Here is a 17531-nt window from a genome sequence, read left to right as displayed (position 1 = left end):
TCCCCCGGCCGATGACCGGCGTACTGCCCGGTCCGGCCGGTCGGATCGTGCTGCTGGTCACCTCGCCCCGGCTGCCGGCCGGGCTGCTGACCGCGCCCGCCTGGGACGTCGTACGCGGCTTTCCGGTGCTGGCCGGCGCGGAGAGCGAACTGGCCACGGCGGTACGCGCGGCCGGCGCCGAGGTGACGGTCACCGGGACTCCGGTACCGGACCTGCTCGGCACGGTCGCCTCGCACGGTACGGCGGTCTGGCTGGCCGGTCCGGCCGGCGACGAGGAACTGGCCCGGGAGCTGGGGCTGCGGCTGGCCCGCCAACCCGGGCTGGCCGAGCTGGAGCTGATGTACGGCTCCTGGGACCCACCCGGCGCCCGGCTGCTCGACGCGGTCGCGGTGATGGACCGGCTCGCCTCGCCCGGCGGTGACCCGTGGAAGCGGGCCCAGACCCACGCCTCCCTGGCGCAATATCTGCTGGAGGAGTGCTACGAGGCGTACGACGCGATTGCCGCGAACGATCTCGTCGCGCTCCGCGAGGAGTTGGGGGACGTGCTGTTGCAGGTGGTGCTGCACGCCCGGCTGGCGGAGAACCTGCCCGAGGACGAGCGCTGGTCGATCGACGACGTGGCCGGTGGCCTGGTGGCGAAGATGGTCCGGCGCAACCCGCACGTCTTCGCGGGTACCGAGGTCGGCGGCATCGACGAGATCATCGAGAACTGGGAGCGGATCAAGCGGGCCGAGAAGCCCCGGGCCTCCGCGCTGGACGGGGTGGCGCTCTCCCAGCCGGCGCTGGCGCTGGCGGCGAAGATACTGCACCGGGTCGACCGGTCCGGGCTCGACCTGCCGCCGCCGAAGCCGCCGGCCGGGGCGGACGAGACGGTCCGGCTGGGCGCGAACCTGCTGGAGACGGTGGCCCGGGCCCAGGCGGCGGGGCTGGACGCCGAGGCGGCGCTGCGCCAGGCGACCCTGGACTACGCGGCCACGGTCCGCGCGGCCGAACAGGATTCCGTACCGCCGTCCTGATCTCGGGGCGGGCATGCCTCGGGGGCAGCGGGTGGGTGGTCAGCGCTTGGGGCGGAGCGTGTCGACCCGGGCCACCGACTCGTCGATCCGCGCCTCGGTGAGCCGGCCGGAGCGGACCAGCCGGACGACGTTGTCGAGGGTCTGGCCGACGACGTTCGGGTCGTACTCCTGCTGGTTGCCGAAGACCAGCAGGTCGACGCCGGCCTCCAGGGCCAGCGCGACCGCCTCGTCCCGGCCGAACCGGCTGCTGATCGCCACGGCCTGCATGTCGTCGCTGACCACCGGGCCGCGCCAGCCGAGCCGGCCGCGCAGCAGGTCGGTGACGACCGCCCGGGACAGCGAGGCCGGCCGGTCCGGGTCGAGCTTCCGGTTGAGTACGTGGCCGACCAGCACCGAGTCGGCCGCGCCCTTGGCGATCAGCTTCTGGAACGGTTCGAGTTCGGTCTCCCGCCAGGAGTCGCTGACGTCCACGACGGCGAAGTCGGTGTTCCCGGTCGCGCTGCCCAGCCCCGGAAAGTGCTTCAGCGACGTCCGTACTCCGGCGGCCCGGTGCACCCGTACCTCCTCGGCCGCGTTCCGGACCACCACGTCGGGGTTGGCGGAGAAGCTGCGTTCGAGCTTGCCGACGGCGGGACTGTCCGGACGGACGTCCAGGTCGACCACTGGTGCGTAGTTGAGGTTGACCCCGATCGAGTTGAGGCTCCGCACGAGTCCGTCCGCCCAGGCCCGGGTGGTCGGGATCGAGTCCGCCCGGCCGATCTCCGCCTCCGACTGGGTGGCCGGGAAGCCGTTCTCGGGGTTGAGCCGGGCGACCTGGCCGCCCTCCTGGTCGATCGAGACGAGCAGCCGGCCGGGCGACGCCTGTTTCAGGGCCTTCACCAGCGCGGTCACCTGGCCCGGCGAGCTGATGTTGCGGACGGCGTCGGTCTTCAGGTCGCGGTCGAAGAGGATGACGCCGCCGAGCCCCTCCCGGATCGCGTTGACGACCCATCCGGCCTCGGCCGCCTGCTGGCCCTGGAAGCCGACCACCAGCAGGCTGGCGATCTTGCGGCGGAGCGCCGTCTCGCCGCGCCGGGCCGGGCCGGGTTGCCGGGACGGGGTGGCCGCGAGCCGGGCCGGGGTCCGGCCCGAGCCGCAGCCGGCGGTACCGGCCGCCACCGCGGCCGAGCCGAAGCCGGCGAGCAGCAGCCGGCGGCTGAGGCGAGCATCCTTCACCTGACCCACGCTACGGTCGGTGACCAGGGCCGCGCGGCACAATGCCAGCACCGGCATCATCACCGACTGCCGGCACACCAGCATCGTCACCGAACGCCGGCACCGGCATCGTCACCGAACGCCGGGGCACCGGGATCGTCACCTGCGGTCCGGGCGGTGGCGGTCTCCGTCGAGGTCCGGTCGCGGCGCCGACGGCCCGCGCTCAGGCCGACGGCGATGCCGACCGCCGCCACCAGTACCCCGGCGGCCTGCCCGGGATCCGGCAGCCGACCGGCCTGGACCGCCGCGGTGAGCAGGGTGGCGATCGGCATCACCCCGACGAGTACGCCGGCCCGTTCCACGCCGAGCTGGCGCAGCCCGGTGAACCAGGCGAGGAAGGCGATCACGGTCATCATCGCCGCCAGATAGCCGAACGCGGCTGCCTCGGTCGGGGTGGGCAGCCGCCACCGGGACAGCTCACCCGCCGGGATCGCCGCCAACAGCAGCAGTGGTACGGCCAGCGCGCAACTGTACGCCGCGACGCGTACCGGCCCGAGTCGGGGCAGTACGGCGGCGGCCAGCAGCGAGAATGCGATCTCGCCGCCGAACGCCCCGAGCGAGGCGACGATGCCGGTCGCGTCCGCCCGTCCGCTGCCCTGCACCAGTGCGGTACCGGCGACGACGATGCCGGCCGCCCCGACCAGCCGGAGTGCCGGCCGGCGTCCACCGGTGAGCGGACCGAGCAGGGCGAGCCCGAGCGGCGCGGCACCGATGAAGGTACCCACCACTGCCGGGTCGGCGTGCGGCAGCGCGACCAGGATGCAGGCGTTGAATCCGGCCATCCCGGTCAGCGCGAGCGCGGTCAGCACGACCAGTTCCCGCCGGTTCGGCCGGCCGGGCGGGGGTGTGCCGCCGGCCAGCAGTCCGGGAAAGCGGCGGACCAGGGCGAACAGCACGGCGGCGGCCACGGCGTACCGGGCTGCCTGGCCGGTGAGGTGTGGATAGTCGAGGACCAGTTGGCTGATCGAGACGGAGCTGCCGACCAGCACCATCCCGCTGACGCAGAGCAGTACCGCGACCGGGTTCGAGACCTTCACCCGACCGACGCTAGGACCGGATTGGTCCATGGGACAGGGCCAAACCAAGGCATCATGACAGGGCCATTGCATTAACCACCGCCACTGCGGCGGGCGGATCGAGTCGATGTGCCGGCCGACGGGGCGAGAACTGATCGTCTAGGTTTTCCCCATGCCACCATTCGTCCCGCTCGCCGAACGGATCGTCGACGCGCTGCTGGCCAGCGACCCCGACCTGGCCTCGTCGGTCGGTGAACACGGTGTCGACGACCAGTTGCCGGACCGGTCCGCCGACGCGGTGGCCGGTCGGGTGGCGATGCTGCGGGACGCCGCGCACGCGCTCTCCGAGGTGGACGCCGAGGAGCTGGACGTACCGGAGCGGGTCGACCACGCCGTGCTCACCGCACTGGTCGACCGGGGGATCTTCGAGCTGACCGAGGTGCGGTCGCACGAGTGGAACCCGCTGGTGTACAACCCGGGGCCGCTGCTGCACGCGCTGGTCGCCCGGCCGTTCGCCCCGGCCGACGTACGGCTGACCAGCCTGGCCGGGCGGCTGGCCGCCGTACCCGACGCGCTGGCGACGGCCCGGGCCGTGCTCCGCGACGTACCCCGGATCCACGCCGAGACCGCCGTCGGGCAGTTCGAGGGCGCGGCGGCGCTGGTCCGGGACCAGGTGCCGGCCCTGCTGGCCGAGGCGCCCGGCCTGCGCGACACGGTCGAGCCGGTCGCCCGGGCGGCCATCCGCGAGCTGACCGGGTTCGCCGACCGGCTCCGCGCCGGACTGCGCGACGACGCCGGGCCGGGCCGGGACCCCCGGCTGGGGCGGCGGCTCTGGGAGGCGCGGCTCTGGCACACCCTGGACACCGAACTCGGCGCCCGGCAGGTGCTCGACTCGGCCTGGGCGAACCTGGAGCGGGTCACCGAGGAGATCCGGGCGGCGGCGGTCGAGCTGGTCGGCGGCCCGGCCTCGGACGAGACGGTACGCCAGGCGTTGACCCTGCTCGCCGACGAGCACCCGGACAACTCCTCGGTGGTGCCGCTGGCCCGGACCACCCTGGACGAGGTGCGCGACTTCGTCGCCGACACCGAACTGGTGTCGCTGGTCGACGACGCCTGCGTGATCAGGGAGATGCCCGAGCACGACCGGGGCGTCGCGGTCGCGTACTGCGACGCGCCGGGGCCGCTGGAGGTCGCCGCGGTACCGACGTACTACTGCATCGCGCCGACTCCGGCGGACTGGTCGGCGGCCCGGGTGGAGTCGTTCTTCCGGGAGTACAACGACCACATGATCCGCAACCTGACCGTGCACGAGGCGGTACCGGGGCACTTCCTCCAGTTGGCGCACGCCCGGCGTTACCGGGGCAGCAGTCGGGCCCGCGCGCTCGGCCACTCGGGGCCGTTCATCGAGGGCTGGGCGGTCTACGCCGAGGAGGCGATGGTCGCGCACGGGTTCGGCGGCCTGGCCGTGCGGTTGCAGCAGCTCAAGATGCAGCTCCGGATGACCATCAACGCGATCCTCGACCAGTTGACGCACTGCGAGGAGCTGTCCGAGTCCGACGGGCTGGCGCTGATGACCGGGCGGGGCTTCCAGGAGGAGGGCGAGGCGGCCGGCAAGTGGCGTCGGGCCCTGCTCACCTCGACCCAGCTCTCCACCTATTTCGTCGGCTACCACCAGGTCGCCGGGGTCGCCGCGCGCCGGCCGACCGGGGTGCCGGTCCGGCAGTGGCACGACGCGATGCTGGCGCACGGCTCACCGTCGCCACGCCACCTGCCCGAGCTGCTCGGCCTGGACGAAGACGACCTGGCCTGAGGCACGACCTGACCTGAGGCACGACCCGCCCTGAGGCAGGACCCGGCGTGAGGCAGGACCCGCCCTGAGGCAGGACCCGCCCTGAGGCAGGACCCGGCGTGAGGTCAGGCGGGCGGCTGACCCGCCTCGGCGCGCCGGTCGACGAGTCCGGCACCGGCGGGCAGGTCGAAGGCGTCGCTCTGCACCGCGTCCCGGTAGCGGCTCAGCGCCACCTCCAGTTCGGTGCCGTCGACCGTACCGGTGAAGCTGCCCAACGCGCCCTCGCTGGTGATGCAGGCGTCGAAGCCGACCGCCGGGGCGTCGCTGAGCTGGTCGACCTCCACACAGGTGGCGTGCCGCCCGGCGACGGTGGTGTCGTACTGCCGGATCGTCGCGTCCGGATCGAGCGCGGCGGAGGTGAGCAGGCCGACCACCACCGGCGGGGTGACCAGACCCCGCTTGTTCATGTCGGCGAAGATCGTGATCGACGGCTTGGCGTTGGCCGGCGGAGGCGCGGTGAGCGTGCAGGTCGGTTTCCGGGTAGTGGTGTCGCAGGCCGTGGTCGCGTCCGTGGTGACCGTCAACTTCCCGCCCGGATAGGTGTACGCCGCGCGCAACGGGTCCTGCGACTGCGAGATCGAGGCGTGCTGCCCGCCCGGGAGCTGGTAGTCGGCCGAGTAGGTCAGCTCGGTGGACCGGTCGAGCCGGGCGGCCAGGTCGTTGACCAGATCTGCCCGGCCGATCACCCGACCGGCGTCGTCCAGCGTCTGGCACCCGGAGACCGTCAGGATGGAAATGATCGCCCCCGCGAGTACCCGGAGTGAGATCGACACAGCCGGCATGGCCCACAGCCTTCACGATCGGGTCAAGCGCGCGCAAACCGGTTCCCACGTACGCGAAGGAAGTCCACAAATGTCGGACGCCCTCGCGGCCGGGCGGCCGGGCCCGGAGGCAGCGCCCGGAGCTACGGACCCGACCGATAGGCTGCCTGCGGAAGCCTCAGCCGCACCGTCGCGACGGGGACGGACCGCCATCGACTATCGATGGATCGACTTCAATTTCTGAGGAGCAGGACAGTGGCCACCATCGAGGGAATCGTCGCCCGGGAGATTCTCGACTCGCGCGGCAACCCGACCGTCGAGGTCGAGGTCGGGCTCGACGACGGTACGGTCGCCCGCGCCGCGGTGCCGTCCGGCGCGTCCACCGGAGCCTTCGAGGCGATCGAGCTGCGCGACGGCGACAAGGACCGCTACAACGGCAAGGGCGTCGAGAAGGCGGTCGCCAACATCGAGGACCGGATCGTCGACCAGCTCGTCGGCTACGAGGCCAGCGAGCAGCGGCTGATCGACCAGAAGATGCTCGACATCGACGGCACCGACGACAAGTCGGAGCTGGGCGCCAACGCCATCCTCGGGGTCTCGCTGGCGGTGGCCAAGGCGGCGGCGAACAGCGCCGAGCTGAGCCTCTTCCGCTATCTGGGCGGCCCGCACGCGCACCTGCTGCCGGTGCCGATGATGAACATCCTCAACGGTGGCGCGCACGCCGACTCCAACGTCGACGTGCAGGAGTTCATGATTGCCCCGATCGGCGCGCCGTCGTTCCGCGAGGCGCTGCGCTCGGGCGCCGAGGTCTACCACGCGCTCAAGTCGGTGCTGAAGAAGAAGGGCCTGGCCACCGGCCTCGGCGACGAGGGTGGCTTCGCCCCCGACCTGCCGACCAACTCCACCGCGCTCGACCTGATCGCCGAGGCGGTCGAGAAGGCCGGCTACCGGGTCGGCACCGACATCGTCTTCGCGCTCGACGTGGCCGCCACCGAGTTCTTCTCCGACGGGGTCTACACCTTCGAGGGCGGCACCAAGACGGCGGACGAGATGACCGCCTATTACCACAAGCTGGCCGACGACTACCCGATCGTCTCCATCGAGGACCCGCTCTCCGAGGACGACTGGTCCGGCTGGGCCGGGCTGACCGCCTCGGTCGGCGAGCGGATCCAGATCGTCGGCGACGACCTCTTCGTCACCAACCCGCAGCGGATCGCCCGGGGCATCGCCGAGCAGACCGCGAACGCCGTACTGGTCAAGGTGAACCAGATCGGTTCGTTGACCGAGACCTTCGAGGCGGTCGACATGGCGCACCGGGCCGGCTTCAAGTGCATGATGAGCCACCGTTCCGGCGAGACCGAGGACACCACCATCGCCGACCTGGCGGTGGCGACCGGCTGCGGCCAGATCAAGACCGGTGCGCCGGCCCGCTCCGACCGGGTGGCGAAATACAACCAGCTCCTCCGGATCGAGGAGGAGCTGGCCGACGCGGCGCGGTACGCGGGTACGAGCGCGTTTCCGCGTTACCGTTCCAACTGACGGGTCAGCCTTCGGGGGAGGGGTGCGACGGCGATGACGCAACGCCGTACGCCGAGCGGGCAGGGCCCGGCTCGACGGCCGGATCGTGGTAGCCGGTCCGGGACGTCCCGGACCGGCCGCACCTCGGGTCGGGAGTCGGGATCCCGGGCCGAGCCACGGCAGGGCCAGGCCCGCTCCTCCGGAGCTTCCCGCTCCTCCGGAGCTTCCCGCTCCTCCGGAGCTTCCCGGTCGACCGGATCGGCCCGGTCGTCCAGCACCGGCCGGGGCGCCGACGGCTCCCGCTCGGGGAACCGGCCCGCGGCGGCCCGCCGGACCGTCGCCGCCCGGGCGGTGAAGCGGACGTACGCCCAGCAGCCCCGGCGCTACACCGGCCGGGCGACCGTGCTCGCCGGGGTGCTGGTGGCGCTCGCGCTGGCATACACCTATCCGGTCCGGGTCTATCTCAACCAGCAGTCCGACATCGCCCGGATCGAGGCGGCCCAGCAGGCGCAGCGGGAACTCATCGGTGACCTGACCGAGGAGGCGGCGCTCTGGGACGACCCCGAATACGTGAAGATCCAGGCGAGGGAGCGGTTCTTCATGGTGCTGCCCGGCGAGTCGCCGCTGGTGGTGCTCGTCGACCGCAAGGGCGCGGCGCGGGACGCCGGAGTCGATCCGAAGGCGGCCGAACGGGCTCCACAGCCGTGGTACGACACCCTCTGGTCCAGCGTGCAGGCGGCCAACGAGCCGGATCGGGCCGGCCGGTGAGCCGTTCCGACCCGGTCGGCGTACCCGATGCGGTGGGTCGTCCCAGCGCGGAGCCGGCGGCGGCCGGCGTGCCGGCACCGGTGCGGGAGCCGGCCACCGACGCGGACCTGGCGGCGGTCGCCGCCCAACTCGGCCGGACCCCGCGCGGCACCCGGGCGGTGGCGCACCGCTGCCCGTGCGGCCAGCCCGACGTGGTGGAGACCACCCCCCGGCTCGCCGACGGCACGCCCTTTCCCACGCTCTTCTACCTGACCTGCCCACGAGCGGTGGCCGGGTGCAGCCGGCTGGAGTCCGCCGGGGTGATGCGCCAGATGCAGGACCGGCTGGCCACCGACCCGGAGCTGGCCCAGCGCTATCAGGCGGCGCACCGGGACTACCTGGCCCGGCGGGAGGCGATCGGCGGCGTGCCGGAGATCGACGGGATCTCGGCCGGTGGCATGCCGGGTCGGGTGAAGTGCCTGCACGTGCACCTCGGGCACGCGCTGGCCGCCGGCCCCGGGGTCAACCCGTTCGGGGACGAGGTGCTGGAGCTGCTCGAACAGTGGTGGGCCGACGGCCCGTGCGTGCAGCCGGCGCCCTCGGCCCGGTCGGCGGAGCCGGCCGGATGACCGGCGGCGAACCGGCGCCCGTCCCACCCGATCAGCCGCCGGAGATCCCGGCCGAACCGGCGCCCGTCCCACCCGATCAGCCGCCGGAGATCCCGGCCGAACAGGCGCCGGAGGTCCTGGCCGAGCAGCCGCCGGAGGTCCCGGCCGAGCTGGTCATCCGGCGGGCCCGGACCGCCGACGTACGGGGGATCCGGGAGCTGATCGACACCTACAGCCCGGAGCGGCGACTGCTCAGCAAGGCCACCGTCACGCTCTACGAGGACGTCCAGGAGTTCTGGGTCGCGGTCGACCCGGCGGACGGCACGGTGGTCGGCTGCGGTGCCCTGCACGTGATGTGGGAGGACCTGGCCGAGATCCGGACGGTGGCGGTGCACCCGGCGTACCGGGGGCGCAAGATCGGCCAGCGGATCGTGGCGGAGCTGCTGACCACCGCTCGGGAGCTGGGCGTCGCCCGGGTCTTCGTACTCACCTTCGAGACCGGGTTCTTCGGTGCCTTCGGGTTCGTCGAGATCGACGGGGCCCCGGTGCCGCAGGCGGTCTTCGAGCAGTTGCTCCGCTCGTACGACGAGGGCGTCGCCGAGTTCCTCGGACTGGAACGGGTCAAGCCGAACACCCTCGGCAACTCCCGGATGCTGCTCCGGCTCTGAGCGCTCCGGACAGCGAGTTCCTTGTATGCTTTGCTGCGTCGACCACCTGGCCGTGGCAGAGGAGCAGTGAGCGGACAAGTAGCGAGCAAACCGCATGCGAGCAGCAAGGCAGCGGTCCTCGACGCCATCCGGGCGGCCGGCACGATCAGCCGGGTGGGCCTGATCAACGCCACCGGGTTCACCGCACCCACGATTTCCAACCTGGTCCGCAAACTCATCAACGAGGGTCTGGTCGTCGAGACCGGCCGTGCGGAGTCGACCGGGGGTAAGCGCCGGATCCTGCTCCAGCTCAACCACGCCGCCCGGTACGCGGTGGGTGTGCACCTGGACGACGGCGTGCTGACGTACGTCCTGACCAACCTCGCCGGGGTCGCGGTGGCCCGGATCGCCCGGCCGGGTGCCGGCGCCGAGGAACCGCCGGGCGTGGTGGCCCGGATCGCGGCCGAGATAGCGACGCTGATCGAGAGCGTCGGTGTGGAGCGTGCCCGGGTACTCGGTCTCGGCCTGGTCCTCCCCGGTCCGTCCATGCGGCAGTGGGAGGGGTTCCCGCTCGGCCCGGAGCTGGAGCGGGCGACGACGTTACCTGTCGTACTCGACAACGACGCGACCGCCGCGGCGCTGGGCGAGCACTGGGCCGGCGGGTTCGGGGCCGCCAGCGCGGCGGCAGCGCTCTACATGGGGAGCGGGATCGGCGCCGGGCTGGTCCTCAACGGCATCACCTACCGGGGTCCGCGGGGCAACGCGGGCGAGCTGGGGCACATCTGTGTACACGCCGACGGCCCGCGCTGCTGGTGTGGTGCCCGCGGCTGTGTGGAGGCGGTCGCCGGTCCGGCGGCGGTGGTCACGGCCGGGCGTGCGGACGCGTCACTGGCCCGGGCGGTGGGCCTGCGAGGCGGCGCGGAGCAGTCCTCGGTGGCGACGGATTTCGCCACGATCAGTCGCGCCGCCCGGCGGGGCGAGCCGCGGGCGCTGGCGCTGCTGGAGAGTTCCGCCCGGTATGTCGGGACGGCCACCCGCACCCTGGTCAACATCATGGATCTGGAGGTCGTCGTACTGACCGGGCCGAGCTTCGCCGTTGCCGGCTCGGTGTACCTTCCGGTCGTACGGCAGGAATTGCACGGGTTCCCCGCCCGTTCCGCGCCCACCGTGGACGTGCGGCTGTCGCGGTCCGCCGCGACGGCCTGTGCCATCGGTGCGGCCACCCTCGTGCTGGAGTCCGAGCTGGTTCCCCTGCGGCAGGGGCTTCGGCTGCCGGGACCTCTCGACTCCGAGCCCGTGCCGGTCACCGAGCCGGCCGGCTGAGCCCGGACCAGGCGGGGAGGTTGGATGGGAGCCACGAGCGCGGTCGGGCTGGTGCTCGCCCGGCCACCCCGACTGCTCGGCGCGGAGCCCTTCTTCATGGAGTTCATCGCCGGCATCGAGGAACGGCTCGCGGAGCACGGGCGGTCGGTGCTGTTGCACATCGTCGCCAACCACAGCGCGGAGATCGCGGCGTACCGGCGGTGGGCTCAGCAGCAACTCGTCGACGCCGTCGTACTGGTGAATCCGACCGTCGACGACACCCGACCTGCGATCCTGGGCGAACTCGGCCTACCCGTCGTCGTGGCGGGCGAGGCCGCCGCCGGCACCCCGGCCGTACGCCGGGACGACGTCGGGTCGGTCCGGGCGGCGCTCGCGCACCTGCTCGACCTGGGGCATCGCCGGATCGCGCGGGTCAGCGGCCCCGAGACTCTGCGGCACACCCGGACCCGTACCGCCGCCCTGCTGAAGGCGGTGCGGTCGGCCGGCGTCACCGCCGAGCTGGTGGCGGGTGACTACTCGGAGGAGTCGGGCGCGAAGCTCACCACCGTGTTGCTGGGCCGTCCCGAGCCGCCCAGCGCGATCATCTACGACAACGACCTGATGGCCCTTGCCGGCCTCAACGCCGCCAAGGAACTGGGCCTGGAGATTCCCCGCGACCTCAGCCTGATCGCCTGGGACGACTCCAGCCTGTGCCGGCTGGCGTCACCGCCACTCACCACGATGAGTCTCGACGTGCACCTCTTCGGTGACCTGGTGGCCGAGTCCGTGCTGCGGCTGATCGAGGGGCAGCCGGTCGCGCAGCGGTGGTGCGCGACCGAGAGCGTCGTCGCCCGGGGGACGACCGCGGCACCCGGCCCGCAACACCGGACGCACTTGACTTAGTGAGCTTAATAAAGAAAGCTCCTTCACGCGCTCCCATTGATGGTCACCTCTTTCTGTCAGAGGAGATCCTCATGAAACGTCGTCCTGCCCTGCTCGCTGCCGGCGCGGTGTCCACGCTGGTCGTCGCCGGTCTGGTGGCAAGCACGTACCCGGCGTCCGCCGCGACCGCCGGCTGTTCGGTGACCTACACCGTGCAGAGCCAGTGGTCCGGTGGGTTCACCGGCAACATCTCCATCACCAACCTCGGCTCGCCGGTACCGAGCTGGACGTTGACCTTCGACTTCCCGGACCCCAACCAACGCGTCAGCCAGGGCTGGAGCGCCACCTGGTCGCAGTCCGGCGCGCGCGTCTCGGCCGCCAGCCTGGGCTGGAACGGTTCGCTGGGCACCGGCGGATCGACCGCGATCGGCTTCGTCGGCTCGTGGAGTGGCACCAACACGGTGCCCGCCTCGTTCGCGCTCAACGGCACGACCTGTACCGGCGCGATCACGTCGCCGTCCGCCGGTCCGCCGACCACGACGCCACCGACCACGGCTCCGCCCACCACCCCACCGCCCAGCACGCCCCCGCCCGCTGGTGCGGCGCCCGCCCTGCGCGTCTCCGGCAACCGGCTGGTGACGGCCGCCGGGGCGACCTACCGGTTGCTCGGGGTCAACCGGGCCAGCGGCGAGTTCGCCTGCGTACAGGGCAAGGGGATGTGGGACAGCGGGCCGGTGGACCAGGCTTCGGTCGACGCGATGAAGACCTGGAACATCCGCGCCGTCCGGATCCCGTTGAACGAGGACTGCTGGCTGGGGCTCTCGGGCACACCCAGCGGCGCCACCTACCAGCAGGCGGTCAAGGACTACGTGAACCTGCTGGTCGCCAACGGAATCAACCCGATCCTCGACCTGCACTGGACGCACGGCAGCTACACCGGCAACATCTCGGCCTGCGCCGACGTCAACGCCACCTGCCAGAAGCCGATGCCGAGCCGGCAGTACACCCCGCGGTTCTGGACCGGCGTGGCGAACGCCTTCAAGGGCAACGACGCCGTGCTCTTCGACCTGTTCAACGAGCCGTACCCGGACGCCGCCAACAACTGGTCGGACATGTCCGCCGCGTGGCGGTGCCTGCGCGACGGCGGCACCTGCACCGGGATCGGGTACGAGGTGGCCGGCATGCAGGACCTGGTCGACGCGGTACGCGCCACCGGGGCCGGCAACGTGCTGCTGGTCGCCGGCCTGACCTGGACCAACGACCTGACCCAGTGGCTGACCTACAAGCCGACCGATCCGCGCGGCAACATCGTGGCGTCGTGGCACTCGTACAACTTCAACGCCTGCGTCACCGAGCCCTGCTGGAACAGCCAGCTCGCGCCGGTCGCCGCCCAGGTACCGGTGCACGCCGGTGAGATCGGCCAGGACACCTGCGCGCACGACTACCTCGACCGGGTGATGACCTGGCTCGACTCGCAGCGGATCGGATACACCGCGTGGACCTGGAACCCATGGGGATGCAGCGGCGGCAACGTGCTCATCCAGGACTACGACGGCACTCCGACCAGCACCTACGGCGAAGGCTACCGGGCACACCTGCTGACCGTGACTCCATGAGGGAGCGAGTGACTCCATGAACGAACAGACGGACTCCGTGCAGAACCGGACGGCGACGCCGCGCGAACCCCTCTGGTACGCCGTGATCACCGCGCTCGCCGCGGTCCTGGCCATTGCCTTCACGGCGGTCTCTCCCGCCGCACCCGCGCTGTCGGCCGCCGCACCGATCAGGATCATGCCGCTCGGCGACTCGATCACCGCAGGTCCCGGCTGCTGGCGCGCCCTGCTCTGGAACCAACTCCGGACGGCCGGCTACTCGAACATCGACTTCGTCGGCAGCGCCTCCGACGGAGGCAGTTGCAACTACGGGTTCTCGTACGACGCCGACCACGAGGGCCACGGCGGCTTCTCCGCCGTCGGCATCGCCGACAACAACCAGCTTCCGCCGTGGTTGAACGCGGCGGACCCGGACATCGTCGTGATGCATCTGGGCACGAACGACCTGTGGGGCGGCTGGCAGTCGATGGACACCATCATGGCCGCGTACACCAAGCTGATCGGCCAGATGCGGGCGAACAACCCGGACATGAAGATCGTCGTGGCGCAGATCATCCCGCACCACGGCTGCGAGACCTGCCCGGCCGACACGGTGACGCTGAACAACCGGATTCCTGGCTGGGCCGCCGGGTTGACCACCGCCCGCTCGCCCATCGTGGTGGTGGACCAGTGGACGGGCTTCAACGCCGGCACGGACACCAACGACGGAGTACACCCGGTCGAGTCCGGCTTCCGCAAGATGGCCAACCGCTTCTACCCGGCGGTGGCCCAGCTTCTCGGCGGTGTCGTCCCCACCCCCGGGACGACCACCCCGCCCGTCCCGCCGACCACCCCGCCGAGCGCCGGCGGCTGCACGGCCACCTACCGGATCGTGAGCCAGTGGAGCGGCGGGTTCCAGGGCGAGGTGAGCGTGCGCAACGGCCGGTCGACGGCTAGCACGGCGTGGACCGCGACGTTCAGCCTGGCCAGCGGCCAGCAGATCAGTCAGGCGTGGAACGCCACGGTAACCCAGACGGGCGCGACGGTGACGGCCCGCAACCTGAGCTGGAACGGCGCCCTGCCGGCTGGTGGCTCGACCAGCTTCGGCTTCCTGGCCTCCGGCAACGGCAGCTCCGCACCGGCCGTCACCTGCACCCTGAGCTGACGGCGCGGGTACGGGTCCGGTGCCGCCGGACCCGTACCCGACCGGACTCCCCGCCGGCACTCGCCCGCCGGTGGTCCCCGCGTCCCACCCACACGGCCACGGGTCGGCCGCCCCGCCGACCAGCTTGTCCACCTTCGGCCCGGCACACCGCCCGCGCCCCAGCCGTCGTCGGACCGACGCTGGACGCTGTTGCCGCGACGACAGGCGGTCGCGGTGCCTCCGAGGACGTAGGGTGAAGATCGTGAAGAACCGGGTGGCCGCGATCGACTGCGGCACGAACTCGATCCGGCTGCTCGTGGCCGACGTGCCGGACCCGTCCGCCGGGCCGGGGGCCGAGCTGGGCGAGGTCGTCCGCCGGATGGAGATCGTCCGGCTGGGGCAGGACCTCGACCGGACCGGCCGGCTCGCCCCGGAGGCGCTGGAACGGACCCGGCAGGCGCTGGTGGGCTACGCGGACGCGATCGAGTCGCTCGGCGTCTCCCGGGTACGCATGTGCGCCACCTCCGCCTCCCGGGACGCCTCCAACGCGGGCGAGTTCCGCTCGATGGTGGTGGACACGCTCGGCGTCGAGCCGGAGGTGGTGACCGGCGACGAGGAGGCCCGACTCTCCTTCACCGGTGCCGTACGCGGGCTGGGCGACGACGTCCGGGCGCCGTACCTGGTGGTCGACATCGGCGGCGGCTCCACCGAGTTCGTGGTCGGCGGCCGGCCGCCCGGTGGCGGCGCGGCGGCGGTGGACGCGGCGGTGTCGGTGGACATCGGCTGCGTCCGGATGACGGAACGGCACCTGCACGGTGACCCGCCGACGCCGGAGCAGCTGGCGGCGGCCGAGGCGGACATCACGGCGGTGGTGGACCGGGCACTGTCGGCGGTGCCGGGGCGGGAGGCGGCCACCCTGATCGGGCTGGCCGGCTCGGTGACCACGGTCGCCGGGATCGCGCTGGGCCTGCCGGAGTACCGCCCGGACCGGATCCACCACGCCCGCATCCCGTACGCCGACGTGGTGACGGTGACCGGCGACCTGCTGGCCCGGTCGTCGGCGGAGCGGCTGACCATCGCGGTGATGCACCCCGGCCGGGCCGACGTGATCGGTGCCGGTGCGCTCGTGCTGAGGATCGTCATGGAGCGGGCCGGGATGACCTCGGTGATCGCCAGCGAGCGGGACATCCTCGACGGCATCGCCTACAGCCTCGTGGAGGTCCTGGGATAGGCGTTGGCCCTGCCTGTGGCCGATATGATTTCGATATGGTCACCACGGTGAATCTTCCCGAGGAGCTGCACGAGCGGCTCAAGCGGCTCACCGAGCACCAGCACCGCTCGATGAACGCCACGATCGTGGTGGCGCTGGAGGAGTACGTCTCGGCGCACACCCGCCGGGCCAAGGTGCGGGGTCTCGCGCGGGACATCGCCGAGCGTGACGCCGAACTGCTGCGGCGGCTGGCGGAGTGACGAACTACCTGGACGTCGACGACCTCGTGGAGATCGCCTCGATCGTACTGGGTGAGCCGCCGCAGGGTGCGTGACCCCGGGCTGCTCTCGTCGTCGGCGGTCCGCCCGGCAACGGTGGCGTTCGGTCAGGAGGCGTACCCGGAGTTGTGGGAGAAAGCGGCAGCGCTGCTGCACTCGATCTGTATGAACCACGCACTGATCGACGGGAACAAGCGGTTCGCCTGGGCAGGCGCCCGAGTCTTCCTCGCCCTCAACGACGTGCCGCTCAGGGGATGTCGACGTGGACGAGGCCGAAGCTCTGGTGATGGCGGTGGCGAGCGGTGCGATGATCGAGGTCAATGACATCGCCCGTGAGCTTCGGAAGCTGTATCTTCGACATTGTTGACGTGCCCATGCTGCCGGCGTGGCGAATTCGGCCAGTCGCACACGCCGGCAGCCGGTTCAGCCCGCCCGCAGGACGACGATCTCCGGGTGGGCGCCGGAGAGGCTGATCGGGCGGCGGTTCCGTACCGTCAGCCCGGCCGCATCCGCGGCCGGCAACTCGCCGTCCACGTCGGAGACGAGCAGCACCGCCCGGCCACCCGTGCGCAGCACCCGGCGCAGCTCCGCCCAGAACCGCCGTTGCCGCCGGGCCAGGATGCCGGCGAACGGCACCTGCCGGTTCCACGGCGGGTTGGTGACCATCAGGTCGACCACCCCGTCCGGCAGCGGGATCCGTCCGGCGTCCGCCACCATCCAACCGACCGGTGCGTCCCCGCCGTTGCCGGCGGCGATCGCGACCACGGCCCGGTCGATGTCACCGCCCACGATGGACAGAGCACCACCGGACAGGCTGGCCTCGACCGGTATCGTCCCAGCACCGCAACAGGGGTCGAGGAGCAGATCGCCGTCGCGTGGCCCGGCGAGCCGGACCAGTGCGGCGGCGACCGGCGGGTGCAGGCTGCCCGGCCGGGACACCCGACGGTACGCGCGGCGGTGCAGCGGCCGGTCCGCGATCCGGAGCGCCACCAGGGCCCGGTCGTCGACGACGGTGACCCGCCAGGAGAGCCCGCCCGGCGGTGGCGCCAGCCCACCCCGGCGGCTGTGATAGGGCAACCCGAGCGCGGCGGCGAGCGGCTCGCCAACCGCGTCCTCCAGGTCGAAGCGGGTGTAGTTGCGCCGCCCGAGAAACGATGCCGACACGTCGACCCCGGACGCCGGGCGCTGCTGGCCACCGCAGCGGCGTCGGGCGGTCAGCAACTCCCGTACCGGCAGCGCCGCCGCAGCCTTGCCCAACAATCGCAGGTTGGCCCGGCTCCGGCCGATCCCGTACACCACCGTGCCGACCAGGAACACGTCGTCGGCGCAGCGTAGCTCCAGTACCTCGGGACCGGGATCGGTGCTGTCGAACCACACCTCGCGGTGCCCGACCGCACTGACCCGACCCAGTCCCCGCGTTCGTATCTCCTCGGCCACCACCGGCTCGATGCCCCGCACCGTACGCGCCACCAGGCGCGCGGTCGTCACGACGTGACGACGGTGCCAGGACGCGGTGTGGCCCCGGTGCGCGCACGCACCGGCAACCGAAAGATCATCTGATCTTCTCCCACGTCGCGACTCGGGGCGACGCGACGCCGCCCCGCATCGCTGGCGAGGGGTTATTCCGCAACCCGCCAGCGGTCGCGTCAGACGAGGAAGAAGAAACTCATGGGGCGGAGCGTACCAAGCCGCCGGTTGCCGCGCGGG

At 72.1% G+C, this 17531-nt stretch carries 16 protein-coding genes and 1 pseudogene; 13 read left to right on the top strand and 4 right to left on the bottom strand.

The window, feature by feature from the left end; all coding sequences use genetic code 11:
• Positions 1–11 precede the first annotated feature (11 nt).
• Positions 12–1016: a nucleoside triphosphate pyrophosphohydrolase gene (locus Pma05_RS26790; protein WP_203860236.1), complete on the top strand. Its 1005-nt coding sequence runs from the start codon at positions 12–14 to the stop codon at positions 1014–1016.
• A 39-nt stretch (positions 1017–1055) separates the two neighbouring features.
• Here the strand turns inward: Pma05_RS26790 and Pma05_RS26785 are convergent, their stop codons facing one another.
• Both Pma05_RS26785 and Pma05_RS26780 read right to left on the bottom strand, forming a co-directional pair.
• Entirely contained in the window at positions 1056–2231 is a 1176-nt protein-coding gene (locus Pma05_RS26785) for a glycoside hydrolase family 3 N-terminal domain-containing protein (RefSeq protein ID WP_239313131.1), read from the bottom strand.
• Positions 2232–2317: 86 nt separating this feature from the next.
• Positions 2318–3307, bottom strand: coding sequence for a DMT family transporter (locus Pma05_RS26780; RefSeq protein WP_203860235.1), 990 nt, complete (start codon positions 3305–3307; stop codon positions 2318–2320).
• A gap of 151 nt (positions 3308–3458) precedes the next feature.
• Between Pma05_RS26780 and Pma05_RS26775 the strand changes: the two genes are divergently transcribed.
• Entirely contained in the window at positions 3459–5096 is a 1638-nt protein-coding gene (locus Pma05_RS26775) for a DUF885 domain-containing protein (RefSeq protein ID WP_203860234.1), read from the top strand.
• Positions 5097–5200: 104 nt separating this feature from the next.
• Here Pma05_RS26775 and Pma05_RS26770 read toward each other — a convergent pair whose 3' ends face one another.
• A complete protein-coding gene (locus Pma05_RS26770; RefSeq protein ID WP_203860233.1) occupies positions 5201–5917 on the bottom strand; it encodes a hypothetical protein in 717 nt (238 codons plus the stop codon).
• 234 nt (positions 5918–6151) lie between these two features.
• Here Pma05_RS26770 and eno point away from each other — a divergent pair, with 234 nt between their 5' ends.
• From eno to Pma05_RS43800, 11 genes and pseudogenes are all read left to right on the top strand, one after another.
• A complete protein-coding gene (eno, locus tag Pma05_RS26765; RefSeq protein WP_203860232.1) occupies positions 6152–7435 on the top strand; it encodes a phosphopyruvate hydratase in 1284 nt (427 codons plus the stop codon).
• A 33-nt stretch (positions 7436–7468) separates the two neighbouring features.
• Positions 7469–8182, top strand: a complete 714-nt coding sequence (locus Pma05_RS26760; RefSeq protein ID WP_203860231.1) for an FtsB family cell division protein — start codon at positions 7469–7471, stop codon at positions 8180–8182.
• Between the two features lie 32 nt (positions 8183–8214).
• Positions 8215–8790 carry a DUF501 domain-containing protein gene (locus Pma05_RS26755; protein ID WP_203860301.1) on the top strand — a complete coding sequence of 192 codons (576 nt, stop codon included), beginning with the start codon at positions 8215–8217 and terminating at the stop codon, positions 8788–8790.
• A gap of 149 nt (positions 8791–8939) precedes the next feature.
• Complete coding sequence (locus tag Pma05_RS26750; protein ID WP_239313175.1) at positions 8940–9437, top strand: amino-acid N-acetyltransferase; 498 nt, start codon at positions 8940–8942, stop codon at positions 9435–9437.
• 66 nt (positions 9438–9503) lie between these two features.
• Complete coding sequence (locus tag Pma05_RS26745) at positions 9504–10739, top strand: ROK family transcriptional regulator (protein ID WP_203860229.1); 1236 nt, start codon at positions 9504–9506, stop codon at positions 10737–10739.
• A gap of 24 nt (positions 10740–10763) precedes the next feature.
• Positions 10764–11621, top strand: a complete 858-nt coding sequence (locus tag Pma05_RS26740) for a LacI family DNA-binding transcriptional regulator (protein WP_203860228.1) — start codon at positions 10764–10766, stop codon at positions 11619–11621.
• Positions 11622–11692: 71 nt separating this feature from the next.
• Complete coding sequence (locus Pma05_RS26735) at positions 11693–13216, top strand: cellulase family glycosylhydrolase (protein ID WP_203860227.1); 1524 nt, start codon at positions 11693–11695, stop codon at positions 13214–13216.
• A 16-nt stretch (positions 13217–13232) separates the two neighbouring features.
• The gene (locus Pma05_RS26730) at positions 13233–14357 is read left to right on the top strand and encodes a cellulose binding domain-containing protein (protein WP_203860226.1); all 1125 of its coding nucleotides are present in this window, start codon (positions 13233–13235) and stop codon (positions 14355–14357) included.
• 253 nt (positions 14358–14610) lie between these two features.
• Positions 14611–15567 (top strand): Ppx/GppA phosphatase family protein, encoded by a 957-nt coding sequence (locus Pma05_RS26725; RefSeq protein WP_203860300.1) that lies wholly within the window; start codon positions 14611–14613, stop codon positions 15565–15567.
• A gap of 47 nt (positions 15568–15614) precedes the next feature.
• Positions 15615–15806, top strand: a complete 192-nt coding sequence (locus Pma05_RS26720; RefSeq protein WP_239313128.1) for a FitA-like ribbon-helix-helix domain-containing protein — start codon at positions 15615–15617, stop codon at positions 15804–15806.
• 51 nt (positions 15807–15857) lie between these two features.
• Positions 15858–15992: pseudogene (locus Pma05_RS43800) on the top strand (death-on-curing protein); the annotation flags it as partial.
• A gap of 255 nt (positions 15993–16247) precedes the next feature.
• Here Pma05_RS43800 and Pma05_RS26710 read toward each other — a convergent pair.
• Positions 16248–17312 (bottom strand): methyltransferase domain-containing protein, encoded by a 1065-nt coding sequence (locus Pma05_RS26710; protein ID WP_203860224.1) that lies wholly within the window; start codon positions 17310–17312, stop codon positions 16248–16250.
• Positions 17313–17531 lie beyond the last annotated feature (219 nt).

Origin of the sequence: Plantactinospora mayteni (assembly GCF_016862935.1) — a bacterium.
Taxonomy (GTDB): domain Bacteria; phylum Actinomycetota; class Actinomycetes; order Mycobacteriales; family Micromonosporaceae; genus Plantactinospora; species Plantactinospora mayteni.
This window is presented reverse-complemented; position numbering and strand designations above follow the sequence as displayed.

What these genes read in the sequence shown, in the direction of transcription:
- Pma05_RS26790 (WP_203860236.1), top strand. Translation starts at nt 12, where the DNA reads ATGACCGGCGTACTGCCCGGTCCGGCCGGTCGGATCGTGCTGCTGGTC.
- Pma05_RS26775 (WP_203860234.1), top strand. Translation starts at nt 3,459, where the DNA reads ATGCCACCATTCGTCCCGCTCGCCGAACGGATCGTCGACGCGCTGCTG.
- Pma05_RS26770 (WP_203860233.1), bottom strand. Translation starts at nt 5,917, where the DNA reads ATGCCGGCTGTGTCGATCTCACTCCGGGTACTCGCGGGGGCGATCATT.
- Pma05_RS26760 (WP_203860231.1), top strand. Translation starts at nt 7,469, where the DNA reads ATGACGCAACGCCGTACGCCGAGCGGGCAGGGCCCGGCTCGACGGCCG.
- Pma05_RS26740 (WP_203860228.1), top strand. Translation starts at nt 10,764, where the DNA reads ATGGGAGCCACGAGCGCGGTCGGGCTGGTGCTCGCCCGGCCACCCCGA.
- Pma05_RS26735 (WP_203860227.1), top strand. Translation starts at nt 11,693, where the DNA reads ATGAAACGTCGTCCTGCCCTGCTCGCTGCCGGCGCGGTGTCCACGCTG.
- Pma05_RS26730 (WP_203860226.1), top strand. Translation starts at nt 13,233, where the DNA reads ATGAACGAACAGACGGACTCCGTGCAGAACCGGACGGCGACGCCGCGC.